This is a genomic window from Sphingomonas sp. Leaf20 (assembly GCF_001421535.1).
Taxonomy (GTDB): Bacteria; Pseudomonadota; Alphaproteobacteria; order Sphingomonadales; family Sphingomonadaceae; genus Sphingomonas.
The window spans coordinates 1,142,570-1,163,477 of record NZ_LMKN01000001.1 but is presented as its reverse complement, the minus strand read 5'-3'; the positions used below and the strand labels follow the sequence as shown (position 1 = coordinate 1,163,477).

22 protein-coding genes are annotated in these 20,908 nt (G+C 69.6%); 17 read left to right on the top strand and 5 right to left on the bottom strand.

Annotated features, from left to right (window positions below):
- Window positions 1-127: 127 nt before the first annotated feature.
- From pyrE to ASE72_RS05255, 5 genes are all read left to right on the top strand, one after another.
- On the top strand, window positions 128-712 hold the full coding sequence (pyrE, locus tag ASE72_RS05275; RefSeq protein ID WP_056017541.1) for an orotate phosphoribosyltransferase: 585 nt from the start codon (window positions 128-130) through the stop codon (window positions 710-712).
- Window positions 709-1,437, top strand: coding sequence for a pyridoxine 5'-phosphate synthase (locus tag ASE72_RS05270; protein WP_056017535.1), 729 nt, complete (start codon window positions 709-711; stop codon window positions 1,435-1,437). Before pyrE ends, ASE72_RS05270 begins: the two co-directional genes overlap by 4 nt.
- 135 nt (window positions 1,438-1,572) lie before the next feature.
- Entirely contained in the window at window positions 1,573-1,995 is a 423-nt protein-coding gene (gene acpS, locus ASE72_RS05265) for a holo-ACP synthase (RefSeq protein ID WP_056017532.1), read from the top strand.
- Window positions 1,992-2,975 carry a signal peptidase I gene (gene lepB / locus ASE72_RS05260; protein WP_082445792.1) on the top strand — a complete coding sequence of 328 codons (984 nt, stop codon included), beginning with the start codon at window positions 1,992-1,994 and terminating at the stop codon, window positions 2,973-2,975. The genes acpS and lepB overlap by 4 nt, the downstream gene beginning before the upstream one ends.
- Before the next feature lies 1 nt (window position 2,976).
- Entirely contained in the window at window positions 2,977-4,083 is a 1,107-nt protein-coding gene (locus ASE72_RS05255; RefSeq protein ID WP_056017530.1) for an AI-2E family transporter, read from the top strand.
- On the opposite strand, the gene ASE72_RS05250 is transcribed toward ASE72_RS05255, so the two are convergent.
- Window positions 4,046-5,134 carry a glycosyltransferase gene (locus ASE72_RS05250; protein ID WP_056017527.1) on the bottom strand — a complete coding sequence of 363 codons (1,089 nt, stop codon included), beginning with the start codon at window positions 5,132-5,134 and terminating at the stop codon, window positions 4,046-4,048. The two genes, ASE72_RS05255 and ASE72_RS05250, sit on opposite strands and share 38 nt — an antisense overlap.
- A gap of 298 nt (window positions 5,135-5,432) precedes the next feature.
- Between ASE72_RS05250 and ASE72_RS05245 the strand changes: the two genes are divergently transcribed.
- From ASE72_RS05245 to ASE72_RS05235, 3 genes are read left to right on the top strand one after another with little or no spacing between them, the layout of a single operon-like run.
- Entirely contained in the window at window positions 5,433-6,347 is a 915-nt protein-coding gene (locus tag ASE72_RS05245) for a hypothetical protein (protein WP_056019022.1), read from the top strand.
- Complete coding sequence (locus ASE72_RS05240; RefSeq protein ID WP_056017524.1) at window positions 6,344-6,889, top strand: DUF2141 domain-containing protein; 546 nt, start codon at window positions 6,344-6,346, stop codon at window positions 6,887-6,889. Before ASE72_RS05245 ends, ASE72_RS05240 begins: the two co-directional genes overlap by 4 nt.
- 18 nt (window positions 6,890-6,907) lie before the next feature.
- Window positions 6,908-8,098 (top strand): glycosyltransferase, encoded by a 1,191-nt coding sequence (locus tag ASE72_RS05235; protein WP_056017521.1) that lies wholly within the window; start codon window positions 6,908-6,910, stop codon window positions 8,096-8,098.
- Here the strand turns inward: ASE72_RS05235 and ASE72_RS19550 are convergent.
- Together ASE72_RS19550 and ubiG are read right to left on the bottom strand one after the other, a co-directional pair.
- Window positions 7,983-9,479 carry a DUF2029 domain-containing protein gene (locus tag ASE72_RS19550; protein ID WP_200916164.1) on the bottom strand — a complete coding sequence of 499 codons (1,497 nt, stop codon included), beginning with the start codon at window positions 9,477-9,479 and terminating at the stop codon, window positions 7,983-7,985. The two genes, ASE72_RS05235 and ASE72_RS19550, sit on opposite strands and share 116 nt — an antisense overlap.
- Before the next feature lie 202 nt (window positions 9,480-9,681).
- Entirely contained in the window at window positions 9,682-10,422 is a 741-nt protein-coding gene (gene ubiG / locus ASE72_RS05230) for a bifunctional 2-polyprenyl-6-hydroxyphenol methylase/3-demethylubiquinol 3-O-methyltransferase UbiG (RefSeq protein ID WP_082445791.1), read from the bottom strand.
- A gap of 52 nt (window positions 10,423-10,474) precedes the next feature.
- Here ubiG and ASE72_RS05225 point away from each other — a divergent pair, with 52 nt between their 5' ends.
- From ASE72_RS05225 to pal, 9 genes are all read left to right on the top strand, one after another.
- A complete protein-coding gene (locus tag ASE72_RS05225; RefSeq protein WP_031440023.1) occupies window positions 10,475-11,728 on the top strand; it encodes an aspartate kinase in 1,254 nt (417 codons plus the stop codon).
- Between the two features lie 221 nt (window positions 11,729-11,949).
- Window positions 11,950-12,969, top strand: coding sequence for an NAD(P)H-dependent flavin oxidoreductase (locus ASE72_RS05220; protein ID WP_235532241.1), 1,020 nt, complete (start codon window positions 11,950-11,952; stop codon window positions 12,967-12,969).
- Window positions 12,970-13,124: 155 nt separating this feature from the next.
- Complete coding sequence (locus ASE72_RS05215; protein ID WP_056017518.1) at window positions 13,125-13,943, top strand: hypothetical protein; 819 nt, start codon at window positions 13,125-13,127, stop codon at window positions 13,941-13,943.
- A gap of 151 nt (window positions 13,944-14,094) precedes the next feature.
- The gene (locus ASE72_RS05210; protein WP_056017515.1) at window positions 14,095-14,556 is read left to right on the top strand and encodes a YbgC/FadM family acyl-CoA thioesterase; all 462 of its coding nucleotides are present in this window, start codon (window positions 14,095-14,097) and stop codon (window positions 14,554-14,556) included.
- Entirely contained in the window at window positions 14,553-15,245 is a 693-nt protein-coding gene (gene tolQ, locus ASE72_RS05205; RefSeq protein ID WP_056017512.1) for a protein TolQ, read from the top strand. Before ASE72_RS05210 ends, tolQ begins: the two co-directional genes overlap by 4 nt.
- 42 nt (window positions 15,246-15,287) lie before the next feature.
- Complete coding sequence (gene tolR, locus ASE72_RS05200) at window positions 15,288-15,725, top strand: protein TolR (RefSeq protein ID WP_056017509.1); 438 nt, start codon at window positions 15,288-15,290, stop codon at window positions 15,723-15,725.
- Window positions 15,726-15,747: 22 nt separating this feature from the next.
- Window positions 15,748-16,812: a hypothetical protein gene (locus ASE72_RS05195; RefSeq protein WP_056017506.1), complete on the top strand. Its 1,065-nt coding sequence runs from the start codon at window positions 15,748-15,750 to the stop codon at window positions 16,810-16,812.
- Window positions 16,813-17,033: 221 nt separating this feature from the next.
- Window positions 17,034-18,380 carry a Tol-Pal system beta propeller repeat protein TolB gene (tolB, locus tag ASE72_RS05190; protein ID WP_082445872.1) on the top strand — a complete coding sequence of 449 codons (1,347 nt, stop codon included), beginning with the start codon at window positions 17,034-17,036 and terminating at the stop codon, window positions 18,378-18,380.
- A gap of 52 nt (window positions 18,381-18,432) precedes the next feature.
- Window positions 18,433-18,960: a peptidoglycan-associated lipoprotein Pal gene (pal, locus tag ASE72_RS05185; RefSeq protein WP_056017500.1), complete on the top strand. Its 528-nt coding sequence runs from the start codon at window positions 18,433-18,435 to the stop codon at window positions 18,958-18,960.
- Window positions 18,961-19,112: 152 nt separating this feature from the next.
- Here the strand turns inward: pal and ASE72_RS05180 are convergent, their stop codons facing one another.
- Both ASE72_RS05180 and ASE72_RS05175 read right to left on the bottom strand, forming a co-directional pair.
- Window positions 19,113-19,979: a S1/P1 nuclease gene (locus ASE72_RS05180; protein WP_056017497.1), complete on the bottom strand. Its 867-nt coding sequence runs from the start codon at window positions 19,977-19,979 to the stop codon at window positions 19,113-19,115.
- Window positions 19,976-20,905 carry an isoaspartyl peptidase/L-asparaginase family protein gene (locus ASE72_RS05175; protein WP_056017494.1) on the bottom strand — a complete coding sequence of 310 codons (930 nt, stop codon included), beginning with the start codon at window positions 20,903-20,905 and terminating at the stop codon, window positions 19,976-19,978. The genes ASE72_RS05180 and ASE72_RS05175 overlap by 4 nt, the downstream gene beginning before the upstream one ends.
- Window positions 20,906-20,908: the final 3 nt, after the last annotated feature.

The window sequence follows — 20,908 nt, the reverse complement described above, 5'->3', positions numbered from 1 at the left end:
GGGAGGGTTCGCATGGCCCCGGCGCGCCGACTTTCGTCACGATGACGCGTGCGCGGCCGCGCGGGGCCGTTGCGTGGGCCCTGCTCCGCTCGTATCAGCGCAGGATAGTTTGGAGCGACGACCTGCGATGACCGAAGACGATGTGCTCGCCGAATTCCGCGCTGCCGAGGCGTTGCTCGAGGGGCATTTCATCCTGTCCTCGGGGCTGCGGAGTTCGCGCTATCTGCAATGTGCGCGCGTGCTGATGGATCCGCGGCGCGGCGCGCGGCTCGCCGAGGCGCTGGTCGCCCGGATACCCGACGATCTGCGCGCATCGATCAGCGCGGTGGTGTCGCCCGCGATGGGCGGCGTCATCTGCGGACACGAGATGGCGCGCGCGCTGGGGGTGGAGGCGATGTTCCTCGAACGGCCCGACGGCGTGTTCGAGCTTCGCCGCGGGTTCCGGCTTGCGCCCGGACAGCGCGTGCTGATGATGGAGGACGTGGTCACGACCGGGCTGTCGTCGAAGGAGGCGATCGCGGCGATCGGCCGGGCCGGCGGCGTGACCGTCGCCGCAGCGGCGCTGGTTGACCGGTCGAGCGGCGCGGCCGATCTGGGCGTGCCGTTCTTCCCGCTGATCCGGCTCGACGTGCCGACCTATGCCGCCGACGCGCTGCCGCCCGAACTAGCGGCGATCCCCGCGATCAAGCCGGGCAGCAGGGCCGCCGCATGAGCCGCGACCTGCGCCTCGGCGTCAATATCGACCACGTCGCGACCGTCCGGAACGCGCGCGGTGCGGGGTATCCCGATCCGGTGCGCGCGGCGCTGGTCGCGGCGCAGGCGGGCGCGGACGGGATCACCGCGCATCTGCGCGAGGACCGGCGCCATATCACCGACGACGATATCGCCCGGCTGTCGGCCGAACTGTCGATCCCGCTGAACCTGGAAATGGCGGCGACCGACGAGATGCTGAGCATCGCGCTGCGGCACCGGCCGCATGCCGCGTGCATCGTGCCAGAGAAACGCGAGGAACTGACCACCGAGGGCGGGCTCGACGTCGCGGGGCATTATGACCGGATGGCGCGGCTCGTCGACACGCTGGGCGGCGCGGGGATCCGCGTGTCGCTCTTCATCGAGCCCGATGCGCGGCAGATCGAGGCCGCGGTGCGGCTTGGCGTGCCGGTGATCGAGTTGCACACGGGATTATATGCCGAGGTCGCGGGCGAAGCGCGCGCCGCGGAGTTGCGGCGGCTGATGGATGCGGCGGCGCTCGCGGCGAAGAACGGCATCGAGGTGCATGCCGGGCATGGGCTGACCTTTGACAATGTCGCGCCGATCGCGGCGATCCGGCAGGTGCGCGAACTCAACATCGGGCATTTCCTCGTGGGCGAGGCGCTGTTCGTCGGGCTGGGCGAGGCGGTTCGGACGATGCGCGAGGCGATGGATGCGGCGCGGTAGTCTGGAAGGTTTGTTCACGCGAAGGCGCGATGGCGCGACGAGTCTGAAGATCGCCTTGGGCTCGCGTCTCCCGCTTGCTTCGCGCCTTCGCGCCTTCGCGAGAGCACATCTTTTCTTCCGACTCCAGGCGTCGCGATGATCATCGGGCTGGGGTCGGACCTGTGCAATATCGAGCGGATTGCGGCGTCGGTCGCGCGGTTCGGCGAGCGGTTCGAGCGGCGCGTATTTACCGAGGTGGAGCTGGCCAAGGCGGCGCGGCGGCCGTTCACCAAGGCGGGGACGCTCGCCAAGCGGTTTGCCGCGAAGGAGGCGTTCTCCAAGGCGGTCGGCACCGGGTTCCGCGCGGGCGTCTTCATGAAGGACATCGGCGTCGTCAACGCCGCGAGCGGTGCGCCGACGCTTGCGCTGACGGGCGGGGCCAAGGCGAGGCTTGACGCGTTGACCCCCGAAGGCCACGCCGCGCGCGTACACCTGACCATGACGGACGATCATCCCTGGGCGCAGGCTTTCGTGGTGATCGAAGCGATACCCCTGTTATCCGCGGATATGAATCGATGAAGGAAGCGGCGTTGGACGGCAATGAGTCGCTCGAAAAGCAGGTCGGGGTGGCACCCGCCACGCCGTCGAACAGCGACGTTCCGCCGCCCGTCGGCCCCGCGGCGCCACAGCGGCGCGGCACCGACTGGTGGGGCGAGGTCAAGGGGATCTTCTGGCTGATCCTGGTCGTGCTGGGCTTTCACAGCTTCATCGCCAAGCCATTCTATATCCCGAGCGAGTCGATGCTGCCGGGGCTTCGGATCGGCGACCGGCTGGTCGTGACCAAGTTCGCCTATGGCTGGTCGTTCGTGTCGCCGACGATCCCCGACCCGCTCGCCATCTTCAAGAGCGTGGTGCTGCGCCAGCCCGAGGAGAGCTGGAGCGTGCAGATGCCGTTCATCAAGGGGCGGCTGTTCGGATCGCTGCCGACGCGCGGCGACGTCGTGATCGTGACGCCGCCGGGGACGCACAATGATTACATCAAGCGCGTGATCGGCCTGCCGGGCGACCGGCTCGAGGTGCGCGGCGGCGCGGTCATCCTGAACGGCGTGCCGGTGAAGCGCGGGCCGATGCACGACACGCTGATCCCGGTCGACACCAACAGCCCGTGCAGCGAGGACGAGTATCCGGGCGCGCTCGAGAAGCGCGCGAACGGCGCGATGATCTGTCGCCTGCCGACGGTGACCGAGACGCTGCCCAACGGCCGGCGTTACGACACGATCGAGCTGGGGTGGAGCCCGGGCGACGATTATGGCCCGATCACGATCCCCGCGGACCATGTCTTCCTGATGGGCGACAACCGCGATCGGTCGGCGGACAGCCGGTTCGCGCTGACGCAGCTCGGGCTGGGCGGGCCGGTACCGTACGAGAATCTCGGCGGTCGTGCCGAATTCATCACCTTCAGCCTCGATGGCGATGCGACACTCAACCCGTTGACCTGGTGGGGATCGTTGCGATCGGACCGCGCGGGCACGTCGCTGCATCCAGCCGCTGCCAACTGAGATGGCCGAGGATGCCCGCGTGACGACGCGCGTCGACGAGGCCAGCCCGGTCGAGATGCGCGATCCGTTCGTGCGCAGGGAAACCAAGCGCGCGTCGATCTGGCTGGGGCTCGCCTGCCTGATCGCGCTGGCGATCGTGCTCGTCCAGCCGCTGCTGCTGATCTTCGCCGCGATCGTGTTCGCGTCGCTGCTCGACGGCGGCGTCCGGTTGCTCGGGCGCGTGTTGCCGATCGGGCGCGGCTGGCGGCTGCTGATCGTCGTCGTCTGCGTCGCCGCATTCCTGATCGGGACCTTCTATCTGACGGGGGTGCAGGTCACCGAGCAGGCGACGCAGCTGCGCTCGACGCTCGAGCAGCAGGCCACCCGTTTCACGAGCTTTCTCGCGACGCAGGGGCTGATGCCGGGCGCGTCCGACGTCAACGGGATCGTCAAGGAGGCGCTGGGATCGGTCGGACGCGTGACCTCATGGGTCGGCACCGCGATCGGCGCGCTGACCAGCCTGTTCATGATCCTCGTGCTCGGCCTGTTCATCGCGATGGATCCCGGGACCTATTCGCGCGGGCTGCAATGGATGGTGCCGATCGACCTGCGCGACGAGTTCGCGCGGACGATGGTCAAGATGGGCGACACGATGCGGCGGCTGCTCGCCGGGCGGCTGCTCGGCATGGCGGTCGAGGGCATCGCGACGGGTATCGCGCTGGCGATCGGGGGCGTGCCGATGGCGATGCTGCTCGGCATCATCGCGGGGATCCTCGCGTTCATTCCCAATATCGGCGCGATCGTGACGGGCGTGCTGATGGTCTCGGTCGGGTTCAGCGCGGGCGTCGACACCGGCTATTGGGCGATCGGCACTTATCTAGTCGTGCAGACGATCGACGGATACGTGATCGTGCCGATGGTCGCCAAGCGGACCGTCGACCTGCCGCCTGCGCTGACGCTGGGTGCGCAGATTCTCGCCAGCGCGCTGTTCGGGATCCTCGGGCTGGCGCTGGCCGACCCGATGACCGCGATGCTCAAGACCGCGCTGGAGCGTCGGTCGGATCGCGAGGATGAGAAGGCGGCAGCGGACGCTAAAGAGGACGCGGCAGGGGCCGCTGGGGCGACATGACGAGCGAATCGAAGAGCGCGAGATAACGCGCGGCCGCGGTGGCGCCGGGTTGCGGCACGGGAAGCGGACGCGGCGCATCCGGCGCGAGCCACGCATCGAGCGCGGCGACGAGCGCATCGGGATCGTCGCGCGGGACGATCGTGCCGCGCGACGCGGTGTCGACGATCTCGGGGATCGCCCTGCTCGAGTCGGTCGCGACGACGGGCGTGCCCACCGACAGCGCCTCGCGCAGCACACCCGGCACGCCTTCGAACGTGGACGTCAGCGCCACCACGCGTGCGCGGCGCATGACCGACAGCGGGTCGGCGACATGGCCGGGGAGATGGACGCGTCCGTCGAGGCCGAGCGAGCGGACCTGCGCCTCGAGCGCGGGGCGGAGCGTGCCTTCGCCGAGGATGACGAGCGCGGTGTCGCGGTCGGCGATCCGCTCCAGCGCGGCGATCAGGCGGTCCCAGCGCTTCTGTGGTTCGAGCCGTCCGACGCCGAGGATGAAGCGGGGCGGTAACGGCAGATCCGGTGCGGCCGGACCGGACGGGGCCGGACTGGACAGGGCCGGCGGGTTGGGGATGACGCTGACGCGGCCGTGCATGCGCGTCGCGGCGGCGGCCTCCGCGGCGGTCGCGGGGGTCATCGCGACGAGGTGATCGAGAAACCGGGCGTGACGCGCGAGCCAGAACCGGTGCGCGGCACGCAGGACGGGACCGTGATCGCCGCGATCGGGCGCGTTGGACATCTTGGCGACGATCGGCGGGCAGGCGCCGCGCAACGCGATGCGGATCCACGCCGCGATCCCCGTATAGTGATTGCCCGGACAGAAGACGATGTCGGGCGCGAGAGTGCGGATGATCGTCGGAAGCGCACGCGCCGCGCCGGTGATCAGCTCGAGCCCGGGCGGGATCTCGGCCGCGAGCGGGCCGGTCGGATCGCCGATGACGAGCGTGACGCGACGCCCAAGCGCGATCCAGCCGCGCGCGAGCCGCAATTGCGCGCGTTCGACGCCGCCGCCCGACAGCGTCTCGGCATAGGTCAGGATGTGATGCGCGGTCGCCATCGGCGCGTGATGGCGTGATCGGGGGGAAATGGCGAGAGCGTGCGGGCTCGGCGAACGCCTGCCGCGTCCGCGGGCGTGATCAAGGGCTTGCGGGGCTATGCCGCCGTGCGCCCGCGAGCCACTTTCGGCAGGATGACGGCGGGGTGCGGCGGGTGACGCGATCTTCACGTGCAACGGCCTGACGGGGCGGCTATTGGCGCCGCGTGGGCTGCCCGGGTGTGCCGGGTGCGCGGGTCAAGTCGAGGATCGATCGATGCGTACGCGTATGACGGGCTTTCCCTCCGGGGGCGGCGGCCAGATGATCCTCGGCGCGGAGTCCGAGCGGGGGGACATCGCCGGGCTCGAGCCGCTCAAGACGTTCCGCAGCCGCTGGCCCGCGATCATCGGCGCGGTGCTGACGCTCGCGATGATCGGCGGGCTGGCGCGCGAACTGTTTGGGAACGGACTGGCCGGCCTGTCGCGCTCGGTCCCGTCCGATCCGCGATTCTACCTGTGTTTCGCGCTGCTCTACATGTCGCCGCCGACCGGGGACTATGTCATCTTCCGCCGACTCTGGGGGATACCCGTCGCGGGGCTGGTCGCGCTGATCAAGAAGCGGATCGCGAACGAGGTGGTGTTCGGCTATTCGGGTGACGCGTATTTCTATGCCTGGGCGCGGGCGAAGGCGCAGATGGTGGCGTCGCCGTTCGGCGCGGTGAAGGACGTCACGATCCTGTCGGCGATCGCGGGCAACGGCATCACGCTGGCGATGGTGGCGATCGCGCTGCCGCTGAGCCGCGAGCTGTTGCCGCCCGAGATGTTCCGGACGGTGCTGGGGTCCGCAGGGATCACCTTCGCGATCTCGTTGCCATTCCTGATCTTCTCGCGGCGCGTCTTCTCGCTGCCGCGCGCGACCTTGTGGTGGGTGTTCATGATCCACTGCATCCGGCTGATGTGCGGGTCGCTGCTGATCGCGCTCGCGTGGCATTTCGCGATGCCGGACGTGACGATCGCGATGTGGCTGTTCCTCGCCGCGGGGCGGCTGCTCGTGTCGCGGTTGCCGCTGGTGCCGAACAAGGACCTGCTGTTCGCCAATTTCGCGATCCTGCTGATCGGGCAGGACCAGGCGCTGTCCGAGCTGATCGCGTTCACCGCGGCGCTGACGCTGCTGGTGCATGTCGTGCTGATCATCCTATTCAGCGCGCATGCGGTGGCGACGAGGGCGCGCGGATGATGCGGTTCAGGATGGCGGCGGTGACGGTCGTGGGGCTGGCGGGAGGCATGCTGGGGGCGATGATCCCGGTCGCGGCGGAGGCACAGCTGCTCGGCAGCGATGCGGCGGCGTGCCAGCGCGGCGGCGGATCGGCGATCGAGGCGACGATCACCGGGCTGAAGGATCGAAAGGGCAATCTGAAGCTCGAGCTCTATCCGCCGACCGAGGCCGATTTCCTCGATGACGACCGCGACCTGATCGCCGCGGGCAAGACGTTCCGGCGCGTCAGCGTCGCGGCACCCGCGAGCGGCCCGACGGTGCTGTGCATCGCGGTACCGCGGCCCGGGCGCTATGCGCTGCTGTTCACGCACGACCGCGACGGCAAGAACAAGTTCAGCTTCTGGTCGGATGGCGCAGGGTTCGCCAAGGGCGACAGGCTGGGCCGATCGCGGCCGAAGGTCGAGCAGGCGCTGGTCGAGGTCGGGACGGGCGTGACGCATGTCGCGATCCGCGCGCAATATCTGCGCGGGCTTGGCGGGTTCGCGCCGATCCCGGGTGATTGACGATGTGGGGCGGCTGACATGCGGATCGTCGACGTCAACGAATTCTACTCGCCGACGGGTGGCGGGGTTCGCACCTATGTCGATCGCAAGATGGGGATCCTCGCCGATCTGGGGCACGAGCTGATCGTCGTCGCGCCAGGGCGCGAGGACCGGGTCGAAGAGCGGCCGGGCGGCGGGCGCGTGATCTATCTCAAGTCGCCGGGGATGCCGTTCGACCGCAATTACGGGCTGTTCTGGGACCGCGAGGCGATCCACCGCGTGCTCGACGCGCTCGATCCCGACGTCGTCGAATGCTGTTCGCCGTGGCGCCCCGCCTGGTTCGTCGGGGACTGGCAGCCGCCGGCGGGGCGGGACGTGCTGAAGGCGTTCTTCATGCACAACGACAATATCGCCGCCTATGCGCAGCGCTGGTTCGCAGGCCTGGCGAGCCATGAGCGGATCGAGCAGGGCTTTGCCTGGTACAGCCGCTATATGGGGCGGTTTCTCGCGAAGTTCGACACGGTCGTCACCAACGGGCCGGCGCTCGAGAAACGGTTGCGCGCGCGCGGGGTGCGGATCGATGCGGCGATGCCGCTGGGGATCGAGCGCGGGCATTTCTCGCCCGAGCTGCGCGACGAGGATCTGCGGCGGCGGCTGCTCCGGCAATGCGGACTGCCCGACGAGGGGATGCTGTTGCTGGGACTGGGGCGGCACCACGGCGAGAAGCGGTGGCCGCTGGTCGTCGACGCTGTCGCGCGCGCGGGAACCACGCTGCCGATCGGGCTGATCCTGCTCGGCACGGGCAGCCAGAGCGCGACGATCGCGCGGCGGATCGGCGGATCGCCGCACATGCGGATGTTCGCGCCGGTCTATGACCGCGAGCGGCTGGCGCGGATCATGGCGAGCTGCGACGCGCTGATCCACGGGTCGGAGGCCGAGCCGTTCGGGCTGGTCGCGTCGGAGGCGATGGCGTCGGGACTGCCGCTGATCGTGCCCGATACGGGGGGCTGCGCGGAGGTCGCCGACGCTCGCGCGAGTGCGCTGTATGCGGCGCGCGATGCGGTGTCCGCGGCGGAGGCGATCGCGCGGCTCCATGCGTGCGACCGGGCGATGCTCAGGCGTGCGGCGGTGGTTGCGGCGGCGCATGTCCGGTCCGACCGCGAGCATGCGGTGGAACTGGTCGACTATTATGCGGGGCTGCTGGCGGCGAAGCGGCGGCTGGCGGCGTGAGATAGAGGCGGAAGCGCGTGCCGGGGACGGGAATGGCCCGGCCGCCCGCGGCAGCGAGCGCGGCGTCGAGCGCGGGGTCGCCCGCGGTCGCGGCGTTTTCCGCGCCGGTCAGGATGGGGGTGCCGGGGGCGAAGTCCATCCTGTCGCGCGCGACGACGTGGAGGCGGCGCTCGGCAGCTTCGTCGAGCAGCGTGCGGCTGCGGAAATAGAAGGGGCCCGCGGCGAAGCGCGCATCGGGGAGGCGGCCGGTCGCGGGCAGGATTTCGGGCGACAAGGTGGCGATCGGACCGGTGATGCGGTGTGTGTCGAGCGTCGCCCTGAGGATCGCCCCTTCGCGGAGCGCGCTGGCGAGCGAGAGGCGGCCGGGTTCGAGCAACGCTGCGATCGTCGGGCTCAGGCCGAGCAGCGCGAATACCCCCAGTGCGATCCGCCAGCCGCGCGCCGGGGGGCTGGCCTGCCAGAGGATGGCGAGCGCGACGAACAGCGGCGGGAGCATCGGCAGGAGATACTGGCGCCACGTCGGCACGGGCAGCAGCGCGGCGACGAGCCCGGCGAACGCGAGCAGATCGAACGGCGCTGCGCGGCGGCGGTGGATGGCGGCGCGCACGGCGAACAGGGCGGCGGGCAGCGCTGCGCCAAGCGCCATGAACTTGAGCGTGTCGACGAGCTTGGCGGCGAGCGAGAGTTTCCAGGGGCGGTCGGCGTAGAATTCTGCGGGTGCCGCTGCGGGGAAATGAATGGTGCCGAACAGGAAGCCCTCGGGCGAGAGCGTGACGGTCCAGGTGACGAACGCGGCGACCGGGAGCGCGCCGAGCGCGACGAGCCAGGGGCGGTGGGGCGGACGGGCGAGCGCGTAGAGGCCGTAGGCGGCGGCGGGGAAGGCGTAGGAGATCTTCGCGGCGGTCGCTGCGGCGAGCAGCAGGCCGATCGCGAGCGCGGTGCGCCGGTCGTGGCCGGAACGCGCGATCAGCCAGAGCGCGGCGGCGAGGCAGGCGGCGGGGAGCGCGTCGTTGCGCGCGGTGCCGATGCTGAAGAGCAGGATGTCGGTGGTCGCGAACAACGCGGCGCAGGTGCGGGCGATGGCCGGGCTCGCGCCGGCGCGGCGCGCGGCGGCGTGGACGAACGCTACGGCCGCGAGACCGAGCAGCGCGTTGGTCAGGCGGAGGGCGGGCCAGGTCAGCGTGCCGGCGAACAGCGCGATCGGCGCGAAGAGGACGGGCTGGAGCGGGGTCTGGAGATAGGCGAAGTCGCGATAGGGGAGCAGCCCGTGCGCGGTGAGGACGGTCGCGGCGACATACTGGCTCTCGTCATGGTCGACGGGGCGGAGGAGCGCGAGCGTGACGTAGAGGATCGCCAGCGCCGCGAGCCACAGGATGTTCACCCGCGAAGGCGGGTGTCCAGTCTGGGCACCCGCCTTCGCGAGCGAATGGGGGTGGGGAGGGCTATGCTCCATTATTCGGTCCCACCCCGGCGGAGGCCGGGGCCCAATTGGGGGACGGTCATGGCCGGGTTCAGCGCTGCGTTACCCCGGCCTTCCCAATTGGGCCCCGGCCTTCGCCGGGGTGGTGTGGGGGAGAGACGGCTCAGGCTTTTACCGCGGTCAGGAAATAGTCGAGGCTGGTCGAATCGCTGAGCGTGAACCCGGTCGCCGGTGAGAAGCCGAGCCCGCGCGTGTCGATGACGCGCAGGCCGGCGTCGCGCAGCAAGGCGGTCAGTTCGTCGGGGGTGAGGAACTTGTTCCAGTCGTGCGTGCCGCGCGGGATGCGGCCGGTGCCTTCCGCGATCGTGATCATCGCGAGCCGCGACAGCGGCGTGCGGTTGGGGGTCGACAGGATCAGCAGGCCGCCCTCTGCCAGCACGCGCGCGAGGCCGCGGACGAAGCCTGCAGGGTCGCTGACATGCTCGATCACCTCGAGGCTGGTGACGAGATCGAACCGGCCGTCGAGCCCCTCGACGCCGCCAGCGCGATAGTCGATCGCGAGCCCGCTCTGCGCCGCATGGATCTCCGCCGCGGCGATATTTTCGGGCGCGGCGTCGATACCCGTCACGCTGGCGCCGAGCCGCGCGAGCGGTTCGCAGAGCAGCCCCGCGCCGCAGCCGACGTCGAGCGCGGTCCGGCCCGCGAGCGGGGTGAAGCCCGCGCCGTCGCCGTGCCAGTGCGCGTCGACCTGGTCGCGGATGTAGCGCAGGCGGGGCGGATTAAGCTGGTGGAGCGGTGCGGACGAGCCCTTCGGGTTCCACCAGTCGGCCGCCATCGTGCCGAAATGCGCGGCTTCCTTCGGATCGATTGTTGCGCTTACGTTGCGGTCACTTGCCAGTATCATGCGCGCTACCTATCAGGGCCGCCGCTTCGACCCAAAGGGATTTACGCTGCCCATGGCCCGTATCGTGATGAAATTCGGCGGGACGTCGATGGCCGGGATCGAACGTATCCGCAACGTCGCGGCGCGCGTGAAGCGCGAGGTCGATGCGGGCAACGAGGTCGCGGTCGTCGTCTCCGCGATGGCGGGCGAGACCGACCGGCTGGTCGGCTTCTGCCGCGAGGCGTCGTCGCTGTACGATGCGAAGGAATATGACGTTGTCGTCTCGGCGGGCGAGCAGATCACGAGCGGGCTGCTCGCGATCGCGTTGCAGGCGGCTGGCTGCAAGGCGCGCAGCTGGCTCGGGTGGCAGCTGCCGATCAACACGTCGGACGCGCATGGCTCGGCCCGGATCGGCGAGATCGACACGGTCGCGCTTGATGCGAGTCTGGCGGACGGTGTCGTCGCGGTGATCCCGGGATTCCAGGGCGTCGCGGAAGGCCAGCGCGTCACGACGCTGGGGCGCGGCGGGTCGGATACGTCGGCGGTCGCGATGGCGGCGGCGATGAAGGCCGATCGCTGCGACATCTATACCGATGTCGACGGCGTCTACACCACCGATCCCAGGATCGTGCCGCGGGCCCGGAAACTCGGCAAGGTGACGTATGAGGAGATGCTGGAACTCGCCAGCGTCGGCGCCAAGGTGCTGCAGACGCGGTCTGTCGGCCTGGCAATGAAAGAGAATGTGCGCGTGCGCGTGCTGTCCTCGTTCGAGGATGGCGATACCAGTGACGGACACCGCGGCACGCTGATCGTGGGCGAAGAGGAAATCGACGATATGGAACGCCAGCTCATCACCGGCATCGCGCATGACAAGAACGAGGCGAAGATCACGCTGACGCAGGTCAGCGATCGCCCGGGATCGGTCGCGGCGATCTTCGCGCCGCTCGCCGATGCGGGGATCAACGTCGACATGATCGTCCAGAACGTCGCGCATTCGACGGGGTCGACCGACGTGACGTTCACCGTGCCCTCGGCGGATCTGGCGCGCACGCTCGACGTGCTCGACAAGGCGAAAGACGCGATCGGTTTCGCGAGCCTCGTCCACGACACGCGCGTCGCCAAGGTGTCGGTGGTCGGCGTCGGGATGCGCAGCCATGCGGGTGTCGCCTCGACGATGTTCACGACGCTCGGCGAACGCGGGATCAACATCCAGGCGATCGCGACGTCGGAGATCAAGGTCAGCGTGCTGATCGAAGAGGATTATACCGAGCTGGCGGTGCGCGTGCTGCACACGGCTTACGGGCTCGACGCCGAGGATGCGGCTTGAGTCTGGGCGCCGTCGGTGACGTCGTGGCTACCAACGCCGTTACGACCGCGCCGTCACCCCAGCGAAAGCTGGGGTCTCGTGGGGCGAGGACGGGCGCTATCACGGGGAGATCCCAGCTTTCGCTGGGATGACGGGTGTGGTGGCAGCGAGCGCGCATGCTATCACGGGGAGATCCCGGCGGTTGCTGGGATGACGACTGTAATCGCGACGGGAATGTATGCATGACGATCGGTACTGAGCGGCTGCAACGCCGGATGGCGCGTGGCGCCGCATTCCTCGGGTCGGAGGTCGCGATCCTTGGCGGGGCGATGTCGTGGGTGAGCGAGCGCAATCTCGTCTCCGCGATCTCGAATGCGGGCGGGTTCGGGGTGATCGCGTGCGGGGCGATGACGCCCGCGTTGCTCGATGCCGAGATCGCCGCGACGCAGGCGATGACGGACAAGCCGTTCGGCGTGAACCTGATCACGATGCATCCCGACCTGGTCGAGCTGATCGCGGTGTGCACGCGGCACAAGGTCGGCCATGTCGTGCTGGCGGGCGGATTGCCGCCCAAGGGCAGCCTCGAGGCGATCAAGGCGGGCGGCGCAAAGGTCATCTGTTTCGCACCGACGCTGGCGCTGGCCAAGAAGCTGATCCGTAGCGGCGTCGACGCGCTGGTGATCGAGGGGATGGAGGCCGGCGGGCATATCGGCCCGGTGTCGACGAGCGTGCTGGCGCAGGAGATGCTGCCCGAGATCGCCGAGCTGGTGCCGGTGTTCGTCGCGGGCGGGATCGGTCGCGGCGAGGCGATTGCGGGCTATCTCGACATGGGTGCGGCGGGCGTACAGCTCGGCACGCGGTTCGTCTGCGGGACCGAATCAATCGCGCATGCCAATTTCAAGAAGGCGTTCATTCGTGCCTCGGCGCGCGATGCGATCGCCAGCGTCCAGCTCGACGCGCGGCTGCCGGTGATCCCGGTGCGCGCGCTGAAGAATGCGGCGGGCGAGCTGTTCTCGGCCAAGCAGCGCGAGGTTGCGGGGCATCTCGACGAGGGGCGCGTGGCGATGGGCGAGGCGCAGTTGCAGATCGAACATTACTGGGCAGGCGCGCTGCGCCGCGCGGTGGTCGACGGCGATGTCGAGCATGGATCGGTGATGGCGGGCCAGTCGGTCGGCATGGTCACCAAGGAAGAGCCGGTCGCGGACATCATCGCCGAGCTGATGGCACAGGCGGCGTCGGCGCTGGAGGCGCGCGCGGCCTGACGGCGGGTACGCGGTCCGGGGGGTATTTGTTGCAATAACCCGCTGCGATCATGCCATTCGTCGCATTCGGGTTGCGGGCGTGCGCGGGGTTTATACCGTGTTAACCTTATCGGGGCAGTTCTGAATCTGTCGGGGGACAGCGAGGACTTGAGTCGATGAAGCGTCAGTTTGCGATGGTAGCCGTGACCGCAGCCCTGCTCGCCGGGTGCGCGTCGAAACCCGTCGAGGTCGCAGCGCCCGCGCCGACGCCGGTCGCGCCGGTGCCGGTCGCAGCGCCGCTCCCCAAGGGTGCGTTTCCGGGCATGAAGATCCCCGCGGTGCTCGCCGACGGCACCTATCCGACGCCGAACCGCAACCTGACCGAATCGGCGAAGATCTGGCATCTGCGCGCCGCGCTCAACGTCGCCGCGCTGGCGTGTCGGGGGGCGGACGAGGCGGTGATCGTCGCGGGGTATAACGCGATGCTCGCCGCGCAGAAGCCCGTGCTGGCGAAGGCCGAGGCGACCTATTCGGCGGAATATCGCGCGGGCGGCGGCGACTGGCAGGATCGCTACGACGATTCGATGACGCGGCTGTACAATTTCTTCTCCCAGTCGCCGTCGCGCGATGCGTTCTGCCAGGCGGCGGGGCGCGTGCTCGCGGAGGGCGCGAGCGTGCCGGGGCCGATGCTCGCGAGCTTTGCGGCGACGCGGCTGCCGATGCTCGAGCAGCCCTTCACCGATTTCTATCGCGCGTTCGACGCGTGGCGCGGCACCGCGACGCAGCCGCTGACGACGCAGCGCGTGGTGTTCGCGAGCAACGGCGCGGTTCCCGTCGCGCCGGCCGGCATGACGCCGGCCCCGCGCGCGACGCCGGTGTCCTATCCCGCGAGCGGGTTGCAGGCGCAGTTGAAGCCGGTCTCGCAGCCGCCATTGCCCGTCGCGTCGCCTGCGCCGCGTCCGCAGCTGCAGCTCGATCCCAGCGTCTTTCAATAACTGGGTGATTCCCCGATCGGGGCGCGACCACGCTCGACCCCGATCGCCGCTGCGGCGTGGCTGCGATTCCCCGGACCGACCGACGGCCAAATGACGGGCGTGTCGCGCGAGCGCTTTCTTCGCGGCGATGGTTGGGTTAACAGCCGCGGGAATGGCGGACGCAGACCAGGATCAACCGGCGGGAGGGCGCTTTGCGGGGCGCGAGCACCGGTTCGCGCTGCGCGTGTATTTCGAGGACACCGACCTGTCGGGCGTCGTCTATCACGCCAACTATCTGCGCTACATGGAACGCGCGCGGTCGGACATGCTGCGCGTCGGCGGGATCGACCAGCGCGCCGCGTTCGACGCGGCCGAGGGGTCCTATGCGATCGCCAGTCTCAACATCCGCTATGCCGCGCCCGCGCGGCTCGACGACGCGCTGGTGATCGTCTCGCGGATCACGCAGGTCCGCGCGGCCAGCGTGGCCATTCATCAACGAGTCATGTGCGGCGGGGTTGTCTTGGCAGAGGCGGACGTGGTGGCGGCCTTGATCGCCCCCAACGGCCGGCCGCGTCGCCAGCCACGCGCATGGACTGACATCTACGAACGCCTTGTCTGGCAGGGGGAAGCATGAATCCGGTTCTGACTATGGATAGCGCGACGCTGTCGCCGATCCACCTGTTCCTCCAGGCCGACTGGGTGGTGAAGGGCGTGATGATCGGGCTGTTGCTCGCCAGCATCTGGACATGGGCGCTGATCGTCGCGTTCTGGCGGCGGATCGGCAAGACGCGCAAGGGACTGGTGCGGTTCGAGCGCGACTTCTGGAAGGCCGAGGACATCGACGTGTTCTACAAGGCCGAGAGCGAGACCGACCTTCCGTCCGCGCGCGTCTTTGCGGCGGGCGTGACCGAGTGGCGGCGATCGACCGCGGGCGGCACGATCGACAAGAGCGGCACGCGCGAGCGGCTGGCGACGACGATGGGTGCGGCGACCGCGCACGAGATCGACCGGCTGTCGGACCGGCTGAACGTGCTCGCGACGGTCGGATCGGTGGCGCCGTTCGTCGGGCTGTTCGGCACCGTCTGGGGGATCATGCGCAGCTTCACGAGCATCGCGGCGGCGCAGAACACGTCGCTGGCGGTGGTCGCGCCGGGGATCGCGGAGGCGCTGTTCGCGACCGCGATCGGGCTGTTCGCGGCCATTCCGGCGGTGATCGCGTACAACCGCTTCAGCCACGGGATCAACCGGATCGAGGCGAGCCTGAACCGCTTCGCCGACGGCTTCCACGCGACGCTGTCGCGCCAGCTGGACGGCTCGCGATGAGCCGCGTCGGGGCGTGTCCGCTGCCCGTGCGAGGCGCGTGAGGTGGCGATGAACCTTCCCTCGTCGCGCGGCCGCGGTCGTCGTGCTCCGATGGCGGACATCAACGTCACGCCGCTGGTCGACGTGATGCTCGTGCTGCTGATCATCTTCATGGTGACCGCGCCGCTGATGACCGCGGGCGTGCCGGTGAACCTGCCCGACGCGCGCGCCAAGGCGCTGGAGCAGGAGCAGAAACCGGTCGAGATCTCGATGGACGGGACGGGTGCGGTGTTCATCGATACCGACCAGGTGAGCGAGGACGCGCTGCCCGTGCGGCTGGCGGCGATCGCGGCGAGCCGCGCGGTCGGCAACGAGCCGCAGGTGCTGCTGCGCGCGGATCGCCAGCTCGATTACGGGCGCGTGATGCGCGTGATGGGCGAACTGAACCGCGCCGGGCTGAACCGCGTCGCGCTGGTGACGGTCGAGGGCAACCAGAACTGATGCCGATGACGGGCCTGTCGTGATGGATCGTTCCGAAAAGATCGGGCTGGGCGTCGCGCTCGCCGGGCACGTCCTGCTGTTCGGCCTGTTGTCGGTCGGATTTCTCGATGCGCCCGAGCTGCCGAAGGTCGAGCAGCAGCCGATCGACATCAGCCTCGTCCCCGACGTGGCGCTCGAGGCGACCGCGCCGCAATCGGCCGAGACGCCCGCCGAGTCGGTCGCACCCGATGAGGGCGCGCCCGAGGATGCCGCGCCGCCCGCGCCTGACGAGGCCGAGCCCGCGCCGCAGCCCGATCCCGCGCCGCCGCCACCGCAGCCGGCGCCGCCTAAACCCGCACCGCCCAAGCCGCAGCCTGTCCCCAAGCCTGAGCCGAAACCGGTGGCCAAGCCCAAGCCGGCGCCGCCGAAGCCCGTCGCGAAGCCTGCGCCGGTGCCAAAGCCCGTGGCCAAGCCGCAACCCGCGCCTGCAAAGCCAGCGCCAGCCAAGCCCGCTCCGGCGAAACCTGCGCCGGCGAAGCCTGCCGCCAAGCCCGCGCCTGCGAAGAGCGCGGCGCCGTCGAAGGCGTCGGCGTCCAAATCCACGTCCAAGTCCTCGTCCTCGGCTGCGGCGAAACCGTCGACGAGCAAGGGCAGCGGGTCGACTGCGGACGCCAAGGCGGCGCGGCCGCGCGGGTCGCGGCTTGGCGACAACTTCCTCAAAGGGCTGTCGGCGGATCCGTCGCCAAGCAAGTCGGAGACGCCCAAGGCGGCCAAGCTCGGCGCGCAGGCGGCGGCCAATATCGGCTCGGCGATCCTGCGGCAGGTGCAGCCCTGCGCGAACCGGCAGGTGACGCCGGGGCCGGGCGCGGAGCGGATCCGCGTGACGATCAACCTGCGGCTCAATCGCGACGGATCGCTTGCCGCGCGGCCGACGATCAGCGACCATGCGGGCGTCGACGACGAGAATCGCCGCTATGTCGCGCGCGTCGACGATCTGGCGATCGCGACGTTTACCGGCTGTTCGCCGCTGCGCGGTTTGCCCGACGACCTGTATGACGTGCAGAATGGCTGGAGCAAATTCAGCCTGCGCTACAAGCTTCCCGGATGAGGATGTCCGTTATGTTCCGATCGATCAGCGGTTTGCGCGTCTCAGGCTCGCCGCATACGCGTCGCCACCCCGGCGAAGGCCGGGGCCCAATAGGAGAGGCTTCAATAACGATGCGCGGACCCTTGTCAGCAATGTCCCCCAATCGGGCCCCGGCCTTCGCCGGGGTGGAGCGTCGCGTGCGGGTGCGCTCGGTTCTCGCCTCGGCTGGGGTCATGGCCTGCATGTTCGGGGCCTCCGTCAACGCACAGACTGCGCCGGCACCTCAGGCAGCGCCCGCGGGCGCGCCGGCGGCAGACGATCAGGCCGGCGGGCTGGTGGTCGACGTGACGGGCGGGATCTCCGCGCCGATGCCGATCGCGGTGCCGGTGATGCCGACCTCCGCGGTGGTGTCGACGCCGGCGGGGTCGACCGACGTGCTCGGGCGGCAGCTCGCCGATATCGTCACCAACGACCTGCGCAATTCGGGGCTGTTCACGCCGCTCGCGCCCGGGCAGCTGCGGCCGATCGGCTTTCCCGAGGTCACCGCGCCGGGGTTCGACTACTGGGGCAGCACGGGTGCGCAGGCGCTGGTGCAGGGCTTCATCCGCGCAAATGGCGACGGGAACCTGACGGTCGGCTGCTATCTGTACGACGTGTCGTCGCGTGCCGAGCTGACCCGGCAGGGGTTCGTCGTGCCGCCGTCCGACTGGCGGCGTGCGGGGCATAAATGCGCGGACATGGTCTATACGCGACTGACCGGCGAGGGCGCCTATTTCGACAGCCGCGTCGTCTATGTCTCGGAAACCGGACCCAAAAACCGCCGCATCAAGCGGCTGGCGATCATGGACCAGGATGGTGCGAACCACCGGTTCCTGACCAACGGCCAGTCGATCGTGCTGACGCCGCGCTTCGCGCCGAACCAGCAGTCGATCGTGTATATGAGCTATGTGAACAACCGGCCGGCGATCTATGTCTATGACATCGGCACCGGGCGGCAGCGGCTCGTCGTGCAGAATGCGAGCCTGACCTTTGCGCCGCGCTTCTCGCCCGATGGCCGCAACATCCTGTTCTCGATGGCGCAGGGCGGGAATACCGATGTGTACCGCGTGTCGTCGCAGGGCGGTGCGCCGCAGCGGCTGACCAATTCGCCGGGGATCGACACGGGCGGGAGCTATTCGCCCGACGGATCGAAAATCGTGTTCGAGAGCGACCGGTCGGGCGGGCAGCAGATCTATGTCATGAACGCCGACGGATCGAACCAGCAGCGGATCAGCTTCGGCGGCGGGCGCTATGCGACGCCGGTATGGAGCCCGCGCGGCGACCTGATCGCGTTCACCAAGCTGGGCGGGGGGTTCCGGATCGGGATCATGAGCCCGAGCGGCGGGGGCGAGAAGCTGCTGACCAACGACTGGCAGGACGAGGGGCCGAGCTGGTCGCCGAACGGCCGCGTGATCAACTTCTTCCGCTCCGGACGCGGCGGCGGCGGCAAGGCGGATCTGTGGTCGGTCGACCTGACGGGTGTCAACGAGCGCAAGATTCCGACGCCGCTCGACGGGTCCGATCCGGCCTGGGGTCCGCTGCGACCCTAGACCGACTCTGCAATCTATGTTCGAATATGTTCCGATCACGGGAGAAGATTACATGGCCAAGTTCACGACAACGCTGCTGTGCGCGACCGCGCTGATCGCCGTCGCCGGTTGCGCCAAGAAGCGGCCCGCGACCTTGCCGCCGGCACCGGTCGATTCGTCGGCGGGGGTCGATCCGACCGGCGGCCTGCCCAATGGCGGTGCAAACGGCGCGATCGTGCCCGGGTCGGATGCCGATTTCCGCCGCTCGGTGCAGAGCAACACGGTCAACTTCGCGCTCGACATGTACGATATCGATCCGACCGCGCGCGCGATCCTCGACAGCCAGGCCGAGTGGCTGGCGCGCAACCCCAATGTCCGGATCACGATCGAGGGGCATTGCGACGAGCGCGGCACGCGTGAGTATAATCTCGCGCTCGGCGACCGGCGCGCCAATTCGGCGAAGAATTACCTCGCTGCACGCGGCGTGTCGGCGTCGCGGATGACGACGATCAGCTATGGGTCGGAGCGGCCGGTGGCGCAGGGGTCGGACGATGCGGCCTGGGCGGAGAATCGTCGGGCGGTTACGATCGTGCTGAACTGACGCTCTTTTCCCTCTCCCCCTGGGGGAGAGGGAAGGAGGAGCGCTTGCGACGGGAGGGTGAGGGGGCGTTGGGATCCATGTCTCGAGCCTCGTGCCCTCACCCTCCCACGCTTTGCGTGGGCCCCTCCCTCTCCCCCGAGGGGAGAGGGGTTTTAGCTGAGCGCCTTGTCTAGGAGCTTTGCCAGGCGGAGGCCGCCTTTGCGGACTTCTTCGCGCGAGACGGGGGCGATGCGGGCGATCGTGGCTTCGTCGAGTTTCACGCGCGGCGGGACGGGGCTGCACGCGTCGCCGCCGAGAGCCGAGGCATAGGTGACGTCGTGCGCGACCTGCCAGCTTTCGCGGCTCCAGTCGGCGACGGTGCCCGCGGCGATGCGCGCGCGTTCGGCGGCGGGGTAGCGGCGGACGAGCGAGGGTGGCGCGGAGATCGCGCGTTCGGCGAGCGTGCCGTCCCAGACCGAGTGGAGATTGAGCCGGGCGGGGGCGTAGATGCCGTAATCGGTCTTCACGTCGTTGCCGCCCTTGTCGTGGCGATCGCCCGCGTGGAGCGGCTGGTGGAGATCGCCGACGAAGTGGATGAGGAAGGCGAGCGCCTGGACGCGGTCGTGCGGCGACGTCTTGCGGTCGCGGAGCAAAGTCACGTCGCGGTCGATCTGCGCGGAGACGCAGTCGCCGTCCTTGCAGGCAGGCGTCAGGTCGAACGGCGCGCAGACATCGACATTCTGGTAATGCCAGCTGTAGGCGAAGCCGAAGCGCGACTTGCCGTCGGCGGTCTTGAGCGGCTTTATGCAATCCGCCCAGACACTTGCCTGCTCGATCGTGCCGGCGGGGCATTCGGGGGTGTCGAGCAGCGCCTGCTGCGCGAGGATGCGGCGGATCGCGACCTTTGTGCGCGGCGCGACATTGGCATAGGCGATCTGCGCGACCGTCTCATGCCCATATTCCCAATAGGCGGTGGCGGGGGCGGCGGTCAGCGCGGTCGCGGCGAGGATGCCGAGCGCGGTCAGGGACTTGCGAATCATGACTGCTCACTAGCGTAGATGGCGACGCTGCGCGCGCCCTTTGCGGACGCGGTGCCGCGGTACATGCCCGGCGTGGTGAACGACCAGGCCATGGTGCCATCGGGGGCGACGACGATCGCGCCGCCGGTGCCGCCGAGCGCGCGGACCTCGGCGAGGACCGCCTCGGTCGCGGCCTGAAGCGATTCGCCGGTCAGGCGGACGCGCGCGGCGATCTCGTGCCCGACGCCGACGCGCAGGAAGAACTCGCCCGAGCCGGTGCACGACACCGCACAGGCGCGATCGTCGGCGAAGGTGCCGGCACCGATGACGGGCGAATCGCCGATCCGGCCCCAGCGCTTGCCGGTGACGCCGCCGGTCGAGGTGGCGGCGGCGACATGGCCGTGCGTGTCGCAGGCGACCGCGCCGACGGTGCCGTATTTCATGTCGACGTCGAACATGTCGCCGCTCGCCTGAAGCTCGGCGAACTGGCGGCGGCGCTCGTCAGTGGCGAACCAGTCCGGGCCCGCCTGTTCGAGGCCGTGCTCGCGCGAAAACGCGTCCGCGCCGGTACTTGCGAGGAAGACGTGGCGGCCGTCGTCGAGGATCGCGCGCGCGAGGCCGACCGGGCTGCGTGTCGCGGTGGCGGCGGCGACCGCGCCCGCGGCGCGCGTACGGCCGTCCATGATCGCGGCGTCGAGCTCGATCCCGCCGTCATGCGTGAAGACCGCGCCGCGGCCCGAATTGAAGTGTGGATCGTCCTCGAGCACGCGGACCGCGGCCTCGACCGCGTCGAGCGCGGTGCCGCCGCCCGAAAGCACCGCGGAGCCGGCGTCGAGTGCGCGCGACAGGCCGGCGCGCGCGCCCGAATCCTGCTCGGCGGAGAGCATCTCGCGGTCGAGCTTGCCCGCGCCGCCGTGGATGACGAGGGTCCAGTTGGGTTGGGGCATGGG